Origin of the sequence: Paenibacillus borealis (genome assembly GCF_000758665.1) — a bacterium.
Lineage (GTDB): Bacteria > Bacillota > Bacilli > Paenibacillales > Paenibacillaceae > Paenibacillus_AQ > Paenibacillus_AQ borealis.
The window spans coordinates 7,410,236-7,430,210 of sequence record NZ_CP009285.1 but is presented as its reverse complement, the minus strand read 5'-3'; the positions used below and the strand labels follow the sequence as shown (position 1 = coordinate 7,430,210).

At 49.1% G+C, this 19,975-nt stretch carries 19 protein-coding genes and 1 other annotated feature; all 19 genes read left to right on the top strand.

The window, feature by feature from the left end; all coding sequences use genetic code 11:
• The first annotated feature begins 7 nt into the window (after positions 1-7).
• The 19 genes from gltX to rpsL all read left to right on the top strand — a co-directional run bounded on the left by gltX (position 8) and on the right by rpsL (position 19,937).
• A complete protein-coding gene (gene gltX, locus PBOR_RS31660; protein WP_042217925.1) occupies positions 8-1,471 on the top strand; it encodes a glutamate--tRNA ligase in 1,464 nt (487 codons plus the stop codon).
• Positions 1,472-2,012: 541 nt separating this feature from the next.
• Positions 2,013-2,705 carry a serine O-acetyltransferase gene (gene cysE / locus PBOR_RS31655; protein WP_042217923.1) on the top strand — a complete coding sequence of 231 codons (693 nt, stop codon included), beginning with the start codon at positions 2,013-2,015 and terminating at the stop codon, positions 2,703-2,705.
• Between the two features lie 52 nt (positions 2,706-2,757).
• Positions 2,758-4,164: a cysteine--tRNA ligase gene (gene cysS / locus PBOR_RS31650; RefSeq protein WP_042220138.1), complete on the top strand. Its 1,407-nt coding sequence runs from the start codon at positions 2,758-2,760 to the stop codon at positions 4,162-4,164.
• The gene (locus PBOR_RS31645; RefSeq protein ID WP_042217921.1) at positions 4,161-4,598 is read left to right on the top strand and encodes a Mini-ribonuclease 3; all 438 of its coding nucleotides are present in this window, start codon (positions 4,161-4,163) and stop codon (positions 4,596-4,598) included. Before cysS ends, PBOR_RS31645 begins: the two co-directional genes overlap by 4 nt.
• A 60-nt stretch (positions 4,599-4,658) precedes the next feature.
• The gene (rlmB, locus tag PBOR_RS31640; RefSeq protein WP_042217920.1) at positions 4,659-5,420 is read left to right on the top strand and encodes a 23S rRNA (guanosine(2251)-2'-O)-methyltransferase RlmB; all 762 of its coding nucleotides are present in this window, start codon (positions 4,659-4,661) and stop codon (positions 5,418-5,420) included.
• Between the two features lie 2 nt (positions 5,421-5,422).
• A complete protein-coding gene (locus PBOR_RS31635; protein ID WP_042217918.1) occupies positions 5,423-5,944 on the top strand; it encodes an NYN domain-containing protein in 522 nt (173 codons plus the stop codon).
• A gap of 163 nt (positions 5,945-6,107) precedes the next feature.
• Positions 6,108-6,752 (top strand): RNA polymerase sporulation sigma factor SigH, encoded by a 645-nt coding sequence (sigH, locus tag PBOR_RS31630; protein WP_020427086.1) that lies wholly within the window; start codon positions 6,108-6,110, stop codon positions 6,750-6,752.
• A 366-nt stretch (positions 6,753-7,118) separates the two neighbouring features.
• Positions 7,119-7,268 carry a 50S ribosomal protein L33 gene (rpmG, locus tag PBOR_RS36535; protein ID WP_074086515.1) on the top strand — a complete coding sequence of 50 codons (150 nt, stop codon included), beginning with the start codon at positions 7,119-7,121 and terminating at the stop codon, positions 7,266-7,268.
• Between the two features lie 20 nt (positions 7,269-7,288).
• Positions 7,289-7,480, top strand: a complete 192-nt coding sequence (gene secE / locus PBOR_RS31625) for a preprotein translocase subunit SecE (protein WP_020427085.1) — start codon at positions 7,289-7,291, stop codon at positions 7,478-7,480.
• A gap of 21 nt (positions 7,481-7,501) precedes the next feature.
• Positions 7,502-8,035, top strand: coding sequence for a transcription termination/antitermination protein NusG (nusG, locus tag PBOR_RS31620; protein WP_042217916.1), 534 nt, complete (start codon positions 7,502-7,504; stop codon positions 8,033-8,035).
• 75 nt (positions 8,036-8,110) lie between these two features.
• Complete coding sequence (rplK, locus tag PBOR_RS31615; protein ID WP_020427083.1) at positions 8,111-8,536, top strand: 50S ribosomal protein L11; 426 nt, start codon at positions 8,111-8,113, stop codon at positions 8,534-8,536.
• Positions 8,537-8,617: 81 nt separating this feature from the next.
• Complete coding sequence (gene rplA / locus PBOR_RS31610; protein WP_039298583.1) at positions 8,618-9,310, top strand: 50S ribosomal protein L1; 693 nt, start codon at positions 8,618-8,620, stop codon at positions 9,308-9,310.
• Positions 9,311-9,378: 68 nt separating this feature from the next.
• Positions 9,379-9,531 (top strand) — a sequence feature (ribosomal protein L10 leader region).
• Between the two features lie 64 nt (positions 9,532-9,595).
• On the top strand, positions 9,596-10,099 hold the full coding sequence (gene rplJ / locus PBOR_RS31605) for a 50S ribosomal protein L10 (protein ID WP_042217914.1): 504 nt from the start codon (positions 9,596-9,598) through the stop codon (positions 10,097-10,099).
• 63 nt (positions 10,100-10,162) lie between these two features.
• A complete protein-coding gene (gene rplL, locus PBOR_RS31600) occupies positions 10,163-10,522 on the top strand; it encodes a 50S ribosomal protein L7/L12 (RefSeq protein WP_039298590.1) in 360 nt (119 codons plus the stop codon).
• Positions 10,523-10,655: 133 nt separating this feature from the next.
• Complete coding sequence (locus PBOR_RS31595; protein WP_042217912.1) at positions 10,656-11,252, top strand: class I SAM-dependent methyltransferase; 597 nt, start codon at positions 10,656-10,658, stop codon at positions 11,250-11,252.
• Positions 11,253-11,681: 429 nt separating this feature from the next.
• Complete coding sequence (gene rpoB / locus PBOR_RS31590) at positions 11,682-15,227, top strand: DNA-directed RNA polymerase subunit beta (RefSeq protein WP_042217911.1); 3,546 nt, start codon at positions 11,682-11,684, stop codon at positions 15,225-15,227.
• 114 nt (positions 15,228-15,341) lie between these two features.
• Positions 15,342-18,953 carry a DNA-directed RNA polymerase subunit beta' gene (gene rpoC / locus PBOR_RS31585; protein ID WP_042217910.1) on the top strand — a complete coding sequence of 1,204 codons (3,612 nt, stop codon included), beginning with the start codon at positions 15,342-15,344 and terminating at the stop codon, positions 18,951-18,953.
• Positions 18,954-19,131: 178 nt separating this feature from the next.
• On the top strand, positions 19,132-19,383 hold the full coding sequence (locus PBOR_RS31580) for a ribosomal L7Ae/L30e/S12e/Gadd45 family protein (RefSeq protein WP_039298604.1): 252 nt from the start codon (positions 19,132-19,134) through the stop codon (positions 19,381-19,383).
• Between the two features lie 134 nt (positions 19,384-19,517).
• Complete coding sequence (rpsL, locus tag PBOR_RS31575; protein ID WP_020427075.1) at positions 19,518-19,937, top strand: 30S ribosomal protein S12; 420 nt, start codon at positions 19,518-19,520, stop codon at positions 19,935-19,937.
• Positions 19,938-19,975 lie beyond the last annotated feature (38 nt).

The window sequence follows — 19,975 nt, the reverse complement described above, 5'->3', positions numbered from 1 at the left end:
GAAACCCATGACGGATCAAGTCCGGGTGCGTTACGCACCGAGCCCTACGGGACATTTACATATCGGAAATGCCAGAACGGCATTGTTTAACTACCTGTTCGCCCGCAATCTGGGCGGTAAATTCATTATCCGGATCGAGGATACAGACCTTAAGCGTAATATCGCAGAAGGCGAAGAAAGCCAGTTGAAATATCTGAAATGGCTGGGAATGGATTGGGATGAGAGCGTAGATGTAGGCGGCGAATACGGCCCTTACCGCCAGACAGAACGTCTGGATCTGTACCGTGTCTACTGGCAGGATTTGCTGGACCGCGGTCTTGCGTACCGTTGTTATTGCACGGAAGAGGAGCTTGAAGCAGAACGTGAAGAACAGACGGCACGCGGCGAAACCCCGCGCTATTCGGGCAGACACCGTAATCTGACGGAGGAGCAGCGCCTTGCCTATGAGGCGGAAGGGCGTATTGCCAGCATCCGTTTCCTGGTTCCGGAAGACCGTACTTATACCTTCAATGATATCGTTAAAGGCAGCATTTCGTTCAACACCAAAGAAATGGGTGACTTCGTCATTGTGAAGAAGGATGGTATTCCAACCTATAACTTCGCTGTAGCTGTAGATGATCATTTGATGGCCATCTCCCATGTGCTGCGCGGGGAAGACCATATCTCTAACACGCCGCGTCAGCTCATGATCTATGAAGCGCTTGGCTGGGAAGCGCCGCTGTTCGGCCACATGACACTGATAGTCGGCGATGACCATAAGAAGCTGAGCAAACGGAATGAATCTATCATTCAGTTTATCGAGCAGTATGATCAGCTCGGCTATCTGCCGGAAGCGCTCTTCAACTTCATCACGTTACTCGGCTGGTCGCCGGAGGGTGAAGAGGAGATATACAGCAAGGAACAGCTGATCTCGATCTTTACAGCGGACCGTCTGTCGAAGAGCCCGGCTGTATTCGATACGAACAAGCTGGCACATCTCAACAATCATTATATCAAGCATGCGGATCCTAAGCGGATCGCGGCACTTGCTATTCCTCATCTGCAGAAGGCTGGACGTCTGCCGGAGGTTCTGAGTGATGAGCAGCAGATCTGGGCGGAAAGCCTGGTGGCACTGTATCAGGAGCAAATGAACTCTGCATCCGATATTGTGGGGCTCTCCGAGTTGTTCTTCCGCAGTCATCTGGAATTGGAGACAGAGGCGGCACAAGTGCTTGCCGAAGCCCAGGTTCCTGAAGTGCTGTCCGCTTTTCTCGCTAAAGTGGAAGCTGCTGAAGATTTCAGTGCTGCCAATATGGCTGTCCTGATCAAAGAAGTGCAGAAGGAAACCGGACACAAAGGAAAAGCGCTGTTTATGCCGATCCGTGTCGCATTGACCGGACAGATGCATGGACGTGATTTGAATGCGACCATTGCCCTTCTTGGCCGGGACCGGGTCATCGAACGTCTGAAATCGCAAATTAAAGGCGCATAAACAAGGGTGCACGGGGGAGAACCCCTTGTCAGCCCTGAGGCTTTTCGCTAAGATAGAAGAATATAATAATAGCTGTGATCAGGAAAAGTACGCGTATACGGACAATTGCCAGAGAGAATAACCGCTGAGGGAGATTTCCCTTGCAGGCTGGGAGTTATTCATTTGTCTGCCGCTGAACATGCACCTGTGAGCTGCACGGTTGAGCGTCCCTGTCAGGGACAGTAGACTGTGCCGGGGACGTTGCCGTTACAGACGCCAAGAGGGACACCGCATGTACTTGCCGCCAGGCTGACGGCAGCTGGTTATGCGAATGTTCAAGCAGAGTGGGACCACGGTTAAACGTCTCTGCAGCATTATGCTGCAGGGGCGTTTTTTGTTGAAATATAAGGACTTATAAGGATTTATAATTCTCATACCACACATATAGACCGATTTAAAGCTCACGGCATACAGATGAATAGAGACAGTGGGCTGAAGACAATACCTTCCTTTGCGCACCTGTAAACAGGAGGTGGGGAAGTCAAAGAAGAGGGGAACCGTGATGTTTAAGCATATCAAGTCGGACATTCGGGCAGTATTCGACAACGATCCCGCCGCCCGCAGCAAGTTCGAGGTTGTCTTCACCTACGCCGGACTTCATGCCATCTGGGCACACCGGATTGCCCACTCTTTTTACAAACGCCGCTGGTTTACGCTGGCACGCATCGTATCGCAGATCAGCAGATTTATGACCGGAGTGGAGATTCATCCGGGTGCGGTTATCGGCAGCCGGTTGTTCATCGACCATGGAATGGGTATAGTCATTGGTGAAACCTGTGAGATTGGTGACGATGTGATTATCTATCAGGGGGTCACACTCGGAGGAACCGGGAAGGAAAAGGGCAAACGCCATCCTACCGTCGGCAATAATGTTGTTATCGGCTCCGGTGCCAAAGTACTGGGATCGTTTAGAATCGGCGATAATTGCAATATCGGCTCCAATTCAGTTGTTCTGCGCGAAGTCCCCAGCAATAGCACCGTAGTGGGGAATCCCGGACGAGTGGTTAAGCGTAATGGGGAGCGCGTATCTGACCGGCTGGATCATACCAAGATGCCGGATCCGCTGATTGATTCCCTGCGTTTCCTGCAGAAGGAAATCGAAGAGCTCCGCGAACAGATGGGCTCCGAAGACAAGCAGAAGAAGGAGCAGCGGCGGCTGGAGAGCCAGCAATATATCGGTGATTATGAAATATAACCATATGGAGATTCAAGAGAATCCAGGGGGAACAGAAAGGATTGGAAAAAGAATGTCTTTGCAGATCTACAACACTATGACGCGAAGTAAAGAAGTATTTGTACCGCAGGAGCCAGGCAAAGTGAAAATGTACGTATGCGGACCAACCGTATACGGCTATATGCATATCGGCAATGCCAGACCGGTAATCGTGTTTGATATGGTGCGCAACTACCTGGAGGCACTTGGCAATGAAGTCCGCTATCTGACGAACTTTACCGATGTGGATGATAAAATGATCCGCAAAGCAGAAGAGATGAACATCACCGTAGCAGAAGTTGCGGAAATGTTTATTGCTGCCTATCAGGAGGATTTGGCCGGATTAGGCGTGAAGCCAGCATCGATGAATCCGCGCGTTACCGAAAGTATGGATAAGATTATTGAGTTCATCAAAGAGCTTGAAGAGAAGGGCTATGCCTACGAGAACGGCGGAGATGTATATTATCGTACCGGCAAGTTTGCCGATTATGGCAAGCTGTCAGGCCAGAATCTGGAGGAACTGCGCTTCGGTATCCGGGTAGAGGTGGATTCGCGCAAGGAGAACCAGGAGGATTTTGTGCTCTGGAAGGCAGCCAAACCGGGTGAGGTACACTGGTCCAGTCCATGGGGCGAGGGACGACCGGGCTGGCATATCGAGTGCTCGGCAATGGTCCGCGAATATTTGGGCACAACGATCGACATCCACGGCGGCGGAGAGGATTTGAAGTTCCCGCACCATGAATGCGAATGCGCGCAGACAGAAGCGCTGACGGGTGAGCCGCTGTCGAATTATTGGATGCACAACGCATTTTTGAACATCGGCGATGAGAAAATGTCGAAATCACTGGGGAACGGTCTGCTTGTGAAGGATATCCGTGCACGCTTCAAAGCAGGGACTATCCGTTATTTCATGCTTTCAAGCCATTACCGCAATCAGCTGAACTTCTCGGAGGAAGCACTTCTGTCTGCCGAGAAGAGTGTGGAACGTATCGCTCTGGCAGCAGGCAATGTGAAGCATCGTCTTGATCTGGATACAGATGGAGCAGAGGGAGAGGCAAGTCCGCAGATCACGGAACGGCTTACGGCTATCGTGAACAACTTCCATGCCAGAATGCAGGATGATTTCAATACGCCGGATGCGATTACCGCTGTATTTGACTGGGTAAGCCTGGCCAATCTGACGCTTGCTGATAATAACGCTCTGCCCGCTGATTTTGCAGCATTGCAGAAAGCTTTTACCGAGATGAATACTGTACTGCGTCTTACGCCGGAGGCTGATGAAGAGGTTGCCAGCGAAGAGGTAGAACGTCTAATTACTGAACGCGCTGAAGCCCGCAAGAATAAGAACTGGAGCCGGTCCGATGCAATCCGCGATGAGCTGAATGCGCTGGGCATCCTGCTGGAAGACACTCCACAGGGAATGCGGTGGCGGCGTAAATGAGCGGGCAGTTTGACCTGAACAGCGCATGGTTCCCGTACGAACCATCCCAGCCTGCCCGTTTGCTCTCGCCGATTGTTCTGGCATATGCGGGTGATGCCATTTATGAAGTGGCTGTGCGGCAGTATCTGATTTCGCTGCCTAATCTGCGTCCGAATCATCTGCACCGCTCGGCAACGGGACTGGTCTCGGCCAAAGCGCAGAGCACCATTCTGGCCTATCTTGAGCCGGTGCTCACAGAGGAAGAGAAGGATGTGGTAAGACGAGGGCGCAATGCCAAATCCGGCACGATTCCCAAAAACGCGGATGTGCTGGAGTACCGTCATGCCACAGCTTTTGAATGCCTGATCGGACATTTGTATTACACCGGACAACAGGCGAGAATACAGGAGCTTATTCATAACAGCATCGAATACATGTTGAACCGGTCCAAATGAGTTTAATTCGGCCGCGGAGTTTATAGTTATATAAGGGTACTTAGAACAGGAGACATGAACATGGAAGAATTGAGAACGGAAGAGGAAATATTGGCAGGCAAGCATTCAGTCCTTGAAGCGCTTCGCGCCGGCCGCACATTGAACAAAATATGGATCGCCGAAACGGCACAAAAGCATCTGACGGCACCTATCATTGCTGAAGCCCGTAAAGCAGGGATTGTAATTCAGCATGTAGACAAACGGAAGCTGGATCAGCTTGCCCCCGGTGTGCAGCATCAAGGCGTAGTGGCGCAGGCAGCACCTTTTGCCTACACCGAGGTTGCTGATATTCTTGCAGCTGCTGAAGCCAAGGGGGAACCGCCTTTTCTGCTTCTGCTGGATGAAATTGAAGATCCTCATAACCTGGGGTCCATCTTGCGTACTGCTGACTGCACGGGTGTACATGGTGTTATTGTACCGAAGCGGCGTTCCGCGCAGATTACGGCAACAGTATCCAAAACCTCTGCCGGTGCAGTGGAATATGTGCCCGTTGCACGCGTAACCAATCTGGGCCAGACGATAGACCGGCTGAAAGAACTGGGAGTGTGGGTGGTTGGAACCGATGTGGATACGGACCAGAATCTCTTCGGGTCTGATATCTTTACCGGACCGGTAGCGGTGGTTATCGGCAATGAGAATAAAGGAATGGGCCGCCTGATCCGTGAGAAATGTGACGTGCTGCTGAAGCTGCCGATGGCGGGAAGAATTAACTCTCTTAATGCTTCGGTAGCAGCCGGTGTAATTATGTACGAGGTTCTCCGCCGCCGGCAAGAACAGGAATAGCTATGGCAGACTGGCGCGATATACTGCTCGTGGACGGATACAATATGATCGGCGGCTGGCCGGAACTTGCGGCGCTGTCGCAGACCGGCATGCAGGGAGCACGCGACCGGCTGCTCGATATGCTGGCCGATTATCAGGCATTCTCCGGGCTGCGCGTCATAGCCGTATTCGATGCATACCGTGTACCGGGGCTTGGGCGGTCGTTTGTACAGGGGAAAGTCCAGGTCTTTTTCACCAAGGAAAAGGAAACGGCAGATGAGTGCATCGAGCGGCTGGTGGGAGAATTCACTCACCGCCGCAGACAGATTTCTGTGGCGACCAGCGATTTTGTGGAGCAGCATGTTGTTTTTGCGCAAGGTGCGCTCCGGATCTCAGCGAGAGAACTGAGGCTGGCGATTGAAGAAAACCAGAAACAGGTTAAAAAGGCTATTGAACCGGGAAGTGTGAGCGGGACCCGTCACTCCCTGGAAGACAAGCTGCCTCCGGAAACGCGTAAACGTCTCGAAGACTGGCGCAGACAGTAAATGTAGGGGCAGAATCGGATTCTTACAGAAAAATGCCATAATATGTTATAGAAGATTGTTTTTGGACAATCTTCGGTTGACGTTGTAAGGTAACATAATATATACTGATCCTATATTTCGCGAAGTAACGATGTGTCTAGCGTTGCAGCCGGGGGGATTCTTGGTGAGTGTCGACCTCAAGGAATTAATGCTATCCGAGTATGATTTCATAAGTGATGAAGAAATTGTCGAGATCTTCCGTGGTGGCGACAGTGGCGCATTGGAACATTTAATCAACAAGTACCGTAATTTCGTACGTGCCAAGGCCCGTTCTTATTTTCTGATTGGGGCAGATCGTGAAGATATTGTACAGGAAGGCATGATTGGCCTGTATAAGGCAATTCGTGACTTCAAGGGAGACAAGCTCTCTTCCTTCAAGGCATTTGCCGAACTGTGCATTACCCGTCAGATTATAACTGCCATTAAGACGGCGACCCGCCAGAAGCATATTCCGCTGAACTCATACGTTTCGCTCGACAAGCCCATCTATGATGAGGATTCCGACCGGACGCTGATGGACGTGATTTGCGGAACGCAGGTGCTTGATCCCGAAGAACTGATTATCAACCAGGAAGAGTTTATCGGACTGGAAGATAAGATGGCGGAGATCCTTAGTGATCTGGAACGCAAGGTTCTGATGCTCTATCTGGATGGACGTTCCTATCAGGAGATTGCCGAGGACTTGAAGCGGCATGTGAAGTCTATTGACAATGCTCTGCAGCGAGTGAAGCGTAAATTGGAAAGATATCTGGAAGTGCGTGACAATTAATGATATAATGAACTAGAAAGGCTCGGGACTCGAGTCTTTTTTTAGTGTTCCGCAAGATTTCGTCGTGATGGAAATGTAATTTGTTTGGGTAACAGCAGGCTGCAGGTTTAACCACATGCGGAATGATCCATAATGGTAATGAAGACAGTGAGTGGCAAAGGAATAGACAAGACCAAAGATAACGTACGGCACAAGGCTACAGCACCCGGAAATACCCAGTGCGATGGGGGAATTCTTTCGTTGACACGGACAATGTTATTATGCTAAAGTGTTTTAGGTAGGCCTAAATTCGCGGCTTTTTTTTTGAATCAATATTTGCGTCTTCTAATTTAATCGTTAGAAGTACGTCTTCGGGAGGTGCATATCATGCGGGTAATTATCACTTTGGCTTGTACAAGTTGCAAACAAAGAAACTATGCAACAACCAAAAACAAGCGAAATCACCCCGACCGCTTGGAGATGAAGAAATTTTGCAAGTTTTGTAACGAGCAAACTCCTCATCGCGAAACCAGATAGTCTTTGGAGGTGTAGTCGGCGTGAAACGTAGTTTCAAGTCTTTGTTTTCCTTTTTCACTGAGAGCTGGAGTGAACTCAAAAAGGTTCGCTGGCCTAGCCGTAAAGAACTGAAAAACTATACATTGATCGTTCTCGGTACAATTGTAGTTATCGCTCTTTACTTCTGGGTTCTGGACATCGGTATTTCCGCTGTGATTGAAGCGATTATTTAGAGAGGTCCCAGGTGGCTTGATATGGAAAAAAGATGGTATGTCGTTCATACCTATTCCGGGTATGAGAATAAGGTCAAGGCCAATTTGGAAAAACGCGTTGAGTCCATGGGCATGGAAGACAAAATATTCCGCGTTCTTGTTCCTATGGAAGAAGAAATTGTAAACAAGGATGGCAAGAAAAAAACTGTCATGCGCAAAGTTTACCCTGGTTATGTTTTGGTCGAAATGGTTCAGACTGATGATTCATGGTATGTAGTCCGCAATACGCCGGGCGTTACCGGATTTGTCGGTTCAACGGGTTCCGGGTCCAAGCCTACCGCTTTGCTTCCTGAAGAGGTTGAACAAATTCTGAAGCATATGGGCATGGTTGAACCTAAAGCGAAGATTGATTTCGAAATTAAGGAATCCGTACGTATTATGGTCGGTCCGTTTGCGAATTTTGTGGGCTCCGTGGAAGAAATTTTGGTAGACAAAAGCAAGATCAAGGTACATGTCAACATGTTTGGACGGGAAACCCCGCTCGAGTTGGATTTCACTCAAGTGGAGAAGATATAACAAGCGCAAGGGTTTCTTGTGGGAGAACGCTAACTAGCGTTCGAATACCACTATTTACGCAAGGAGGTGTCACTCATGGCTAAAAAAGTTATTAAAATGGTGAAACTGCAGATTCCTGCAGGGAAAGCGAATCCAGCGCCTCCAGTAGGTCCGGCGTTAGGTCAAGCAGGTGTCAACATCATGGCATTCTGTAAGGAATTCAACGCCCGTACTGCCGACCAGGCTGGCCTGATCATCCCGGTTGAAATTACAGTATTTGAAGACCGTTCCTTTACCTTCATCACTAAAACTCCTCCGGCTGCTGTTCTGCTTCGCATCGCTGCAAAAGTAGAAAAAGGATCCGGTGAACCAAACAAGAAAAAAGTAGCAAAGCTCGGCCGCGCAGCGGTTCGTGAAATTGCTGAAACAAAAATGCCCGATCTGAACGCTGCATCTATCGAAGCTGCAATGCGTATGGTTGAAGGTACTGCCCGCAGTATGGGTATCACAATCGAAGACTAATATGTATTCGATGAACCGGTCATTCATGACCGCAATATGTGGGAGGAATTTCCGCTAACACCACAAAGGAGGAACATTTTCATGGCTAAACATGGTAAGAAATACCAAGAATCTGCTAAGCTGATCAACAGCGAAGCAACTTACGAGCCTTCAGAAGCTGTAGAGCTTGTGAAAAAGGCGGCAACTGCCAAATTCGACGAAACCGTTGAAGCAGCAGTTCGTCTGGGTGTAGACCCGCGTAAACAAGACCAAGCTGTTCGTGGTGTTGTTGTCCTGCCTCACGGCACAGGCAAAACTCAACGCGTGCTGGTATTTGCAAAAGGTGAAAAAGCGAAAGAAGCGGAAGCTGCTGGCGCGGATTTTGTTGGTGATGCTGATATGATCAACAAAATTCAACAGGGCTGGTTTGAATTTGATGTCTGCGTAGCTACACCTGATATGATGAGTGAAGTCGGTAAACTGGGTCGTCTGCTCGGTGGTAAAGGCCTTATGCCTAACCCTAAAGCAGGTACAGTTACTTTCGACGTTACCAAGGCTGTTCAAGAAATCAAAGCCGGTAAAATCGAATATCGTCTTGACAAAGCGGGCCAAATTCACGCGCCAATCGGCAAAGTGTCTTTCAACGCTGAACAACTGAACGAGAACCTTAAATCCCTCATCGACGCTCTGAACCGTGCGAAACCGGCTGCTGCTAAAGGTGTATACCTTAAAGGCATCGCTATTTCGTCCACAATGGGACCTAGCGCTCGCGTGAACGCAGCTGCTTTCAGATAATTAAGGGTTGACTCTTTGAGTCATCTTTGATAATCTATAACAGTTGTGAACATTAAGGTGATCAATCTTGAATTCGAATATGCTTACCGTAGACAGTAGGTGCCGTAGGGCTTAATTTCCTACCGAGGTGTTGTGATAGAAACAAAAAGTAACAGGCTCGCCTGACTGCTTTCCGTTTTATCAAGCCTTCGTGAATCTGCGGAGGCTTTTCTAATGCCTGCGTAGGAGCGGCGCGGATTCCCCGGAATAATCGCCGTCACATAAATTTTCAGGAGGTGTATACAATTGGCAAATGCAAAAGTAATCCAAGCTAAACAGGATGCGGTTGATGTTGTAACTGGCAAACTGCAGAACAGTATCTCTACTGTTGTTGCGGACTACCGTGGATTGAACGTTTCGCAAGTGACTGAACTGCGTAAGCAGCTTCGTGAAGCTGGCGTTGATTTTCAAGTCCTGAAGAATACATTGCTTCGCCGTGCAACTGCAGCGGCTGAGTTGACTGATCTGGACGCTGTCCTGACTGGTCCTACAGCGATCGCTTTCAGTGAAACTGATGCGGTAGTAGCAGCCAAAATTTTGAACGACTTCGCTAAGAAGAACGACGCTCTGAAACTTAAAGGCGGCGTTGTAGAAGGTCGCGTTATCGACGCTGACCAACTGAAAGCACTGGCAGAGCTTCCATCCCGCGAGGGTTTGCTGTCCATGCTGCTTAGCGTGCTTCAAGCTCCAATCCGCAACTTCGCGCTTGCAGTTAAAGCTGTTGCTGAGAAAGAAGAACAAAGCGCGTAAGCCTTTGCTTCTAGCTTCATAATTAATACCACAAACCAATTCAAATATAATGGAGGTTCAATCATGAGCAAAGAAACAATCTTGGAAGAAATTAAAGGCATGAGCGTATTGGAACTGAACGACCTGGTTAAAGCAATCGAAGAAGAATTCGGCGTAACTGCAGCAGCTCCAGTAGCGGCTGGCGGCGCAGTAGCAGCTGTTGAAGAAGAGCAATCCGAATTCGACGTAATTTTGACAGGCGCTGGCGCTTCCAAAATCAACGTTATCAAAATCGTTCGCGAAATCACAGGTCTTGGCTTGAAAGAAGCTAAAGACGTTGTAGACAACGCTCCAAAAGCAATCAAAGAAAAAGTAAGCAAAGAAGAAGCAGAAGCTACCAAAGCAAAATTGGAAGAAGCAGGCGCTTCTGTAGAAGTAAAATAATTTGATTTAAGCAGGTACTGCTCCGGATATGAAGTGATTCGTTCCGGTTCTTGCAACCCCCTTGAACTTGTTCAAGGGGGTTGCTCTATAAGATATGCTATGAATATTAGAACCAAGTGAAAGGGAGGATTGTATGTCGCAGCATTATTACTCGCAGCAGCCGGAAGCACGTCATGACAGACGAAGCATTGATACGGTACTGAGAGGCAGAAGCCTCCGCTTTACAAGCGACGCCGGTGTTTTTTCCAAAGGGGATATTGATCATGGCAGCCGAGTTCTGATTGAAGCGATGGAGATTCCGGATGGGGCTCAGGTACTGGATGTGGGCTGTGGGTACGGTCCGATAGGGATTAGTGCGGCACTCCTTGCCCCCAAGGGACATGTGACGATGATTGATATCAACAGCCGTGCAGTAGAGCTTGCCCGCGAGAATGCGCAGCATAACGGAATCCGCAATGTTACGGTTATGGAAAGTGATGTGCTGTCAGCAGTGCAGGGGCGTACATTCGATGTGGTTCTTACTAACCCGCCGATTCGTGCAGGCAAGGCTGTAGTACATGAGATTTTTGAGCAGGCACATGCGCATTTGAATGAGGGTGGAAGTCTGTGGATTGTTATCCAGAAGAAGCAGGGGGCACCATCGGCCGCCGCCAAGCTGGAGAGCTTATTCTCGGACGTGGAAGAAGTGGGGAAAGACAAGGGCTATCGCATTATTAAAGCGAAGAAATAAAAAAATATTAATACTTATTGACATGGAATGTTGATAGTGTTATTATTATAAAATGTCAGTATTAAGCTAGGCTCCATGTCTTTAGTTTGCTGAAATGTCAAGTGATATATTGTCGCCCGGTAAGCGCATGCCGTACGGCAGGTTTTTGCGAATTCCGTTCTCTATGTTCCTGTCACGGCGAAGGTCGCCGGGACAATAGATAATAGCGCATAAACTGTTGCTTGGTGACGTATAATACGCACGTTTTGGGCAAATCTACTGGATAAGGAGTATTTTGGCCGTGGATAGATGTGCTCTTTTTTCGAAAGATTTCGATAAGGGGCTTTTCTGTATTTATGGCTGAATCCTTGTGTTATGGTTCCATTATACGGGTCCAAACAAGGGTTCGCAATCAATTTTTAAGTGAGTAGACATGAGGGGTGAGTAAAGTTGGCAGGACATCTTGTTCAGTATGGTCGACGCACTCGGCGGAGCTATGCGAGAATTAACGAGGTACTCGAGGTCCCGAACCTGATCGAGATCCAACAAAAATCTTATGACTGGTTTTTGGAGGAAGGATTGCGGGAAATGTTCCAGGACATCTCGCCGATCCAGGATTTCACAGGGAATTTGGTACTAGAGTTCATTGATTACAGCCTGGGTGAACCGAAGTATACGGTTGACGACGCTAAAGAGCGGGACGTGACATATGCGGCTCCTCTGCGTGTGAAGGTGCGTCTCATCAATAAGGAGACCGGTGAGGTCAAAGAGCAGGAAGTGTTCATGGGAGATTTCCCGCTGATGACGGAAACCGGCACTTTTATTATCAATGGTGCGGAACGGGTTATTGTCAGCCAGTTGGTTCGCTCTCCAAGCGTCTATTTCAGCACAAAAGTGGATAAGAACGGAAAAAAAACCTACACCGCCACAGTAATTCCGAATCGCGGAGCTTGGCTGGAGCTGGAGACCGACGCTAAGGACATCATGTATGTCCGTATCGACCGGACCCGTAAGATCCCGGTAACCGTGCTTCTACGTGCTCTAGGCTTCGGCAGTGATGCAGAAATTCTGGAACTGCTTGGCAATGATGAATATATTCGCAATACGCTGGATAAAGACAACACGGACTCCACGGAGAAGGCGCTTATTGAAATTTACGAGCGTCTGCGTCCGGGCGAACCACCGACACTTGACAATGCCAAGAGCCTATTGGTCGCACGTTTCTTTGATCCGAAACGTTATGATTTGGCCAATGTTGGCCGTTACAAAATCAACAAAAAGCTGCATATCAAGAATCGTCTATTCAACCAGCGTCTGGCACAGCCTTTGGTGGATGAGTCTACAGGAGAAATTCTGGCAGAATCCGGACAAATGGTTGACCGCCGCCTGCTTGATGAGCTGATTCCTTATTTCGAGAAGAATGTGGCTGGCAAGAACTACCGTGTAACCGGCGGGGTCATGGACAGTGAAGATATTCCGCTGCAGACGATTGACGTATTCTCGCCAATTGAAGAAGGCCGGATTATCAAGCTGATCGCCAATGGCAACATTGACAAGTCGGTCAAGCATATTACTCAGGCTGATATTATATCCTCAATCAGCTACTTTATTAATTTGCTGCACGGTATCGGTAATACGGATGATATCGACCACCTGGGTAACCGTCGTCTGCGTTCTGTAGGGGAACTCTTGCAGAATCAGTTCCGTATCGGTCTGTCCCGTATGGAACGCGTAGTCCGCGAGAGAATGTCGATTCAGGATGCCAATGCAATTACACCGCAGGCACTGATCAACATCCGCCCGGTTATCGCGTCCATCAAAGAGTTCTTCGGTAGTTCGCAGCTGTCCCAGTTTATGGATCAGACGAACCCGCTAGCTGAACTTACGCACAAACGCCGTCTATCGGCACTCGGACCCGGCGGTCTGACCCGTGAACGCGCAGGCTTTGAAGTCCGCGACGTACATCACAGTCACTACGGCCGTATGTGTCCTATCGAAACACCGGAAGGTCCGAATATCGGTCTGATCAACTCTTTGTCGACCTTTGCACGCATCAATGAATACGGCTTTATCGAAGCTCCGTATCGTTGGGTGGATCCGAAGACTGGCAAGGTTACGGAACAAATCGATTACCTGACCGCTGATGAAGAAGATAACTATGTAGTTGCCCAGGCGAATGTGCAGATTGACGACAATGGTACATTTAAGGAAGACATGGTTATCGTTCGTTACAACAAAGATTCAGATAACATTACTACAATGCCTAGTAACCGTGTTGACTACATGGACGTTTCCCCTAAGCAGGTTGTGTCGGTCGCTACGGCGCTCATTCCGTTCCTTGAGAACGATGACTCCAACCGCGCACTGATGGGATCGAACATGCAGCGGCAGGCCGTTCCGCTTCTGATTCCGAAAGCTCCGCTTGTCGGCACAGGGATGGAACATAAATCCGCCAAGGATTCGGGCGTATGTATTGTCTCCAAATATGACGGTATTATCGAACGTTCTTCTGCCAATGAAATCTGGCTGCGCCGTGTAGAGGCAGTTGAAGGCAAGGAAGTTAAAGGCGATATCGTTAAATATAAATTACACAAATTTATGCGTTCGAACCAAGGTACCTGTATTAATCAACGTCCGCTGGCTAAACGCGGCGACATTGTTAAGAAAGGTGACATTCTGGCAGACGGACCTTCCACAGAAATGGGCGAACTTGCTCTTGGCCGTAACGTAGTCGTTGCATTCATGACTTGGGAAGGTTACAACTACGAGGATGCGATCCTGCTGAGTGAGAAGCTGGTTAAGGAAGATGTATACACTTCGATCCATATCGAGGAATACGAATCCGAAGCCCGTGACACAAAGCTCGGACCTGAAGAGATCACGCGTGATATTCCAAACGTTGGTGAAGAGGCGCTCCGCAATCTGGATGAGCGCGGAATCATCCGTATCGGTGCGGAAATCAATGCCGGCGATATTCTCGTAGGTAAAGTTACTCCTAAGGGCGTAACTGAACTGACTGCTGAAGAACGCCTGCTGCACGCTATCTTCGGTGAGAAGGCTCGTGAAGTCCGCGATACCTCCTTGCGCGTTCCTCATGGTAGTGATGGTATTATCGTTGACGTTAAGGTGTTCACCCGTGAGAACGGTGATGAGCTGCCTCCAGGTGTGAATCAGCTGGTTCGCGTCTACATCGCTCAGAAGCGTAAAATTTCTGAAGGTGACAAGATGGCCGGACGTCACGGTAACAAGGGTGTCGTTGCCCGTATCCTGCCTGAAGAAGATATGCCGTTCCTTCCGGACGGTACACCGGTACAGGTAGTCTTGAACCCGCTGGGTGTACCTTCCCGTATGAACATCGGACAGGTGCTGGAAGTCCATATCGGTATGGCTGCACTGCGTCTGGGTATTCATGTGGCTACTCCGGTATTTGACGGGGCACGTGAGTATGACGTGTTCGATACGATGGAAGAAGCCGGTATGCAGCGTAATGGTAAGACTGTGCTTTATGACGGACGTACAGGTGAGCGCTTCGAGCGTGAAGTTACTGTCGGCGTCATGCACATGATCAAGCTGGCGCACATGGTTGACGATAAGATTCATGCCCGTTCTACAGGTCCTTACTCACTCGTTACACAGCAGCCACTGGGCGGTAAAGCTCAGTTCGGCGGACAGCGTTTCGGGGAAATGGAAGTGTGGGCGCTTGAAGCTTACGGCGCGGCGTATACACTGCAAGAAATTTTGACCGTGAAATCCGATGACGTGGTCGGCCGTGTGAAAACGTACGAATCCATCGTCAAAGGTGAAAATGTTCCAGAACCGGGTGTCCCGGAATCGTTCAAGGTATTGATCAAGGAGCTGCAGTCGCTGGGTATGGATGTTAAGATCCTTAGCGGTGACGAGCAGGAGATCGAGATGAAGGAACTGGACGATGAGGACGAGACGTCAGGCGACAAGCTGAGCCTCAATTTGGAAGGCGCAGAAGTCGGCATAGAGTAGTTCACCAGCAAGCCACTAATTTCGTTATACAAAGGACCGCGCCCTCTGTTGACCTTACCGTCTACAGAGGGCCTGCGGTACTAAATCAGGATATAGGTTAAGGAGGGTTGCTCCTTGTTGGACGTTAACAATTTTGAATTTATGAAAATCGGGCTCGCTTCCCCGGAAAAAATTCGTTCTTGGTCCCGCGGAGAAGTAAAAAAACCGGAGACCATTAACTATCGTACTTTGAAACCGGAAAAAGAGGGTCTTTTTTGCGAACGCATCTTCGGACCGCAAAAAGACTGGGAATGTCACTGTGGTAAATACAAACGCGTCCGTTATAAGGGCGTTGTGTGCGACCGCTGCGGCGTGGAAGTTACCCGCGCTAAAGTCCGCCGCGAACGTATGGGCCACATCGAGCTGGCAGCTCCGGTATCTCATATCTGGTATTTCAAAGGTATTCCGAGCCGTATGGGTCTGGCACTGGATATGTCTCCGAGATCGCTTGAAGAGATTATCTACTTTGCATCTTATGTTGTAACCGATCCGGGTGAAACTCCTCTGGAGAAGAAACAACTGCTGTCTGAGAAAGAATACCGCAGCTACCGTGAGAAATACGGCTACGGGTTCCAGGCCGGCATGGGTGCTGAAGCCGTCAAAAAGCTGCTTCAGGATATCGATATCGATAAAGAACTGGAATTCCTCAAAGAAGAGCTGCGCACGGCCCAAGGCCAGCGCCGCAACCGGGCGATCAAACGTCTGGAAGTTATTGAGGCTTTCCGCAACTCCGGCAACAAGCCTGACTGGATGATCATGGATGTGCTCCCGGTCATTCCTCCGGAGCTTCGCCCTATGGTTCAGCTCGACGGCGGCCGTTTTGCTACGTCTGACCTTAACGACCTGTACCGCCGTGTAATTAACCGTAACAACCGTCTGAAGAGACTGCTGGATCTCGGTGCTCCTGATATTATCGTGCAGAATGAGAAACGGATGCTTCAGGAAGCTGTTGATGCCCTGATCGACAATGGCCGCCGCGGCCGTCCTGTAACAGGTCCTGGTAACCGTCCGCTCAAATCGCTCAGCCATATGCTGAAAGGTAAACAAGGGCGTTTCCGCCAGAACTTGCTTGGTAAGCGCGTTGACTATTCCGGACGTTCCGTTATCGTCGTAGGGCCTTACCTCAAGATGTACCAATGCGGTCTTCCTAAGAAGATGGCACTGGAACTCTTCAAACCGTTTGTAATGAAAGAATTGGTTAATAAGGGCCTTGCCCACAACATCAAGAGCGCGAAACGCAAGGTTGAGCGCGTAAGTCCTGAAGTCTGGGATGTACTTGAAGAAGTAATCAGAGAGCATCCGGTTCTGCTGAACCGTGCTCCTACACTGCATAGACTGGGTATCCAGGCGTTTGAACCGATTTTGGTAGAAGGTCACGCGATCCGTCTTCACCCGCTCGTATGTACGGCGTACAATGCCGACTTTGACGGTGACCAGATGGCGGTACACGTTCCTCTATCCGCTGAAGCTCAAGCTGAAGCCCGTATTCTCATGTTGGCATCCGGTAACATTCTCAACCCTAAAGATGGTAAGCCGGTTGTTACACCTTCCCAGGATATGGTCCTTGGTACATTCTATCTGACCATGGACAACAAGGAAGAAAAAGGAACAGGCATGATTCTGCGTACCGTGAACGAGGCTGTTTCAGCTTACCAACGCGGAACCGCTGGTCTGCATGCGCGTGTAGCTATTCCTGTTAAGGCACTGGGTAAAACCAACTTTACAGAGGCACAGCAGAATGCATTGCTGATTACAACGGTGGGTAAGATTATCTTCAACGAAATCTATCCAAGCAGTTTCCCATACATCAATGAAGCTACCAAAACTAACCTGCTGCAGGGTACACCAGAGAAGTACTTCATCTATGAAAAAGGCGCGGATGTCCGTGAATTGATCATGGCTGCTCCGGAAGCCAGTGCTGTAGGTAAAGAATATCTGGGCTTAATCATTGCCCGCTGCTTCGAAACCTACCACACTACCAAAACTTCAGTGATTCTGGATAAAATTAAGCAACTCGGCTTTACGTACTCTACACGTTCCGGTGTTACGGTTGCCGTATCAGACGTTATCGTGCCTGAGGAAAAAGCTACAATTCTTAAAGAATCCGAAGCTAAGGTTGATGTAGTAGCGAATCAATACCGCCGTGGTCTGATTACCAATGATGAACGGTATGACCGTGTTATCGAGATCTGGTCGAAGACTAAGGATGAACTTACGAACGTCCTGCTGAAATCGATGGACCGTTTCAACTCCATCATGCTCATGGTTGACTCCAAAGCGCGTGGTAACAAATCGCAGATCACCCAGCTCGGTGGTATGCGTGGGCTGATGGCTACACCTTCGGGCCGGATTTTCGAATTGCCAATCAAAGCGAACTTCCGTGAAGGTCTGACCGTCCTCGAGTACTTTATCTCCACTCACGGAGCGCGTAAAGGTCTGGCCGATACAGCGCTGCGTACAGCGGATTCCGGGTACTTGACACGCCGTCTCGTTGACGTGGCACAGGATGTCATCGTCCGTGAAGAAGATTGCGGTACTGATAAAGGCTTCACTGTCAGCCGGATTCAAGATGGTAAGGAAGTTATCGAGGATCTCTACGACCGTATTGAAGGCCGTTATTCCTTCGAGACTGTCCGTCATCCGGAAACGAAGGAAATCATCGTTCACCGTAACGATCTGATTGACTCTGACAAGGCTGAAGAAATTGTGAATTCTGGTGTTACCAAACTGCAGATTCGCTCTGTACTGAGCTGCCGTGCCCGTCATGGTGTCTGCAAGAAGTGCTACGGACGTAACCTGGCAACAGGTAAATTCGTGGAAATTGGGGAAGCTGTCGGCATTATTGCCGCACAATCCATCGGTGAACCAGGAACACAGCTTACCATGCGTACATTCCATACCGGCGGTGTTGCCGGAGACGATATCACGCAAGGTTTGCCGCGTATCCAGGAGTTGTTTGAAGCCCGTAACCCTAAAGGTCAGGCGACAATCAGTGAAATTGACGGGGTAGTTAAGGAAATTCGTGAAACTAAGGACCGCCGTGAAATCGAAGTCCAGGGTGAAGCAGAGTCCAAGACCTATTCCATCACTTACGGTTCCCGTCTGCGTGTCAGTGAAGGCCAGGAGATTGAAGCCGGCGATGAATTGACAGACGGTTCTATCGACCCTAAAGAAATGCTGCGTATCAAAGGGATCCGCGGGGTACAGAACTACATTCTGCAAGAAGTACAGCGTGTATACCGTAACCAGGGCGTTGAGATCAATGATAAGCACATTGAAGTTATGATTAAGCAGATGCTGCGCAAAATCCGTATCATCGATGCCGGAGACACCACTCTCCTGCCGGGTGCTTTTGCGGATATTCATGAATATGAAGCAGCCAATAAGGAAGCCATTCTGGCCGGTAACGAGCCTGCGGTTGCTAAGCCAGTGCTGCTCGGTATTACCAAAGCCTCTTTGGAAACAGACTCCTTCCTGTCTGCGGCTTCTTTCCAGGAAACTACCCGCGTCTTGACGGATGCAGCGATTAAGGGTAAAGTGGATAAGTTGCTCGGTCTTAAAGAAAATGTTATCATCGGTAAGCTGATTCCTGCAGGTACTGGCATGAATCGTTACCGTAATGTGAAGCTTAGTGATCCGAATGAAGAAAGCAAGCAAGCCGCTTTAGAAACGGTTCCAGCTGAGTAAATAAATAATCATGGCATGCAGCATTCGCGTCACGTGATAACCTTGCGTGACGCGGCTGTCTGTTATGAATATTATAAATTTATTGCTGTTTTTCTTGACATCGTGTGCTGAGGATGCTAATATGTCTAAGGTGCGTGAGTAGCCTTGTCATTCTTGTTCAGTGGAGGTAATGATTTTCATGACTGATGATAGAGGGTTACAGGATGCTCAGGTCAAGATCGGTTCCAAACAAACCGTCAAGGCGGTGGAGTTGGGCCAAGCCGCAGAAGTCTATGTGGCGGAGGACGGAGATCAACGGCTTACTTCCAGAATTGTTATGCTTTGCGGCAAACAAGGTGTGAAGGTCACATATGTGGACACCATGCTGAATTTGGGCAAGGCCTGCGGTATAGAAGTTGGTGCTGCTATGGCAGCCGTCTTAAAACAATAGCAACAAGAGAACGTTTTTGTACCGGGGTACACTTCGGCAGCAAGGACTTTTCATTTGTCTTTTTATGAACCACCTGGGTCTGTGGACTTAATGTTTGTAAATTGACTATCATTTCAGGAAGGGGGTGGCACAACATGCCAACTATTAATCAATTGGTTCGTAAAGGCCGTCAAGCCAAAATCGAAAAATCCAAATCTCCCGCTCTTCAAAAAGGGTTTAACGCCCTCAAGCGTGAGGCTACAAATTTGAGCGCCCCGCAGAAACGCGGTGTGTGCACTCGTGTAGGCACAATGACTCCACGTAAACCAAACTCAGCACTTCGTAAGTATGCCCGTGTTCGTTTGACGAACCGTCTTGAGGTGACTGCTTACATTCCGGGTATCGGACACAACCTTCAAGAGCACAGTGTAGTATTGCTGCGCGGAGGTAAAGTTAAGGACCTTGCAGGAGTTCGTTACCACATCGTTCGTGGTGCACTTGATACTGCAGGTGTTGCTAACCGGATGCAAGCTCGCTCCAAATATGGTGCGAAACGTCCTAAGGCTAAGAAATAAGACAAGCATTTCCGAATAATAAACATTTAAGAAAGGGG

Bases quoted from the DNA above. Each gene is read 5' to 3' on its own strand.
- PBOR_RS31645 (WP_042217921.1), top strand. From the start codon at position 4,161: ATGAGCGGGCAGTTTGACCTGAACAGCGCATGGTTCCCGTACGAACCA.
- nusG (WP_042217916.1), top strand. From the start codon at position 7,502: ATGGAAAAAAGATGGTATGTCGTTCATACCTATTCCGGGTATGAGAAT.
- rpmG (WP_074086515.1), top strand. From the start codon at position 7,119: ATGCGGGTAATTATCACTTTGGCTTGTACAAGTTGCAAACAAAGAAAC.
- rlmB (WP_042217920.1), top strand. From the start codon at position 4,659: ATGGAAGAATTGAGAACGGAAGAGGAAATATTGGCAGGCAAGCATTCA.
- PBOR_RS31635 (WP_042217918.1), top strand. From the start codon at position 5,423: ATGGCAGACTGGCGCGATATACTGCTCGTGGACGGATACAATATGATC.
- rplK (WP_020427083.1), top strand. From the start codon at position 8,111: ATGGCTAAAAAAGTTATTAAAATGGTGAAACTGCAGATTCCTGCAGGG.
- cysS (WP_042220138.1), top strand. From the start codon at position 2,758: ATGTCTTTGCAGATCTACAACACTATGACGCGAAGTAAAGAAGTATTT.
- PBOR_RS31595 (WP_042217912.1), top strand. From the start codon at position 10,656: ATGTCGCAGCATTATTACTCGCAGCAGCCGGAAGCACGTCATGACAGA.
- rplL (WP_039298590.1), top strand. From the start codon at position 10,163: ATGAGCAAAGAAACAATCTTGGAAGAAATTAAAGGCATGAGCGTATTG.
- cysE (WP_042217923.1), top strand. From the start codon at position 2,013: ATGTTTAAGCATATCAAGTCGGACATTCGGGCAGTATTCGACAACGAT.
- PBOR_RS31580 (WP_039298604.1), top strand. From the start codon at position 19,132: ATGACTGATGATAGAGGGTTACAGGATGCTCAGGTCAAGATCGGTTCC.
- rplA (WP_039298583.1), top strand. From the start codon at position 8,618: ATGGCTAAACATGGTAAGAAATACCAAGAATCTGCTAAGCTGATCAAC.
- gltX (WP_042217925.1), top strand. From the start codon at position 8: ATGACGGATCAAGTCCGGGTGCGTTACGCACCGAGCCCTACGGGACAT.
- rpsL (WP_020427075.1), top strand. From the start codon at position 19,518: ATGCCAACTATTAATCAATTGGTTCGTAAAGGCCGTCAAGCCAAAATC.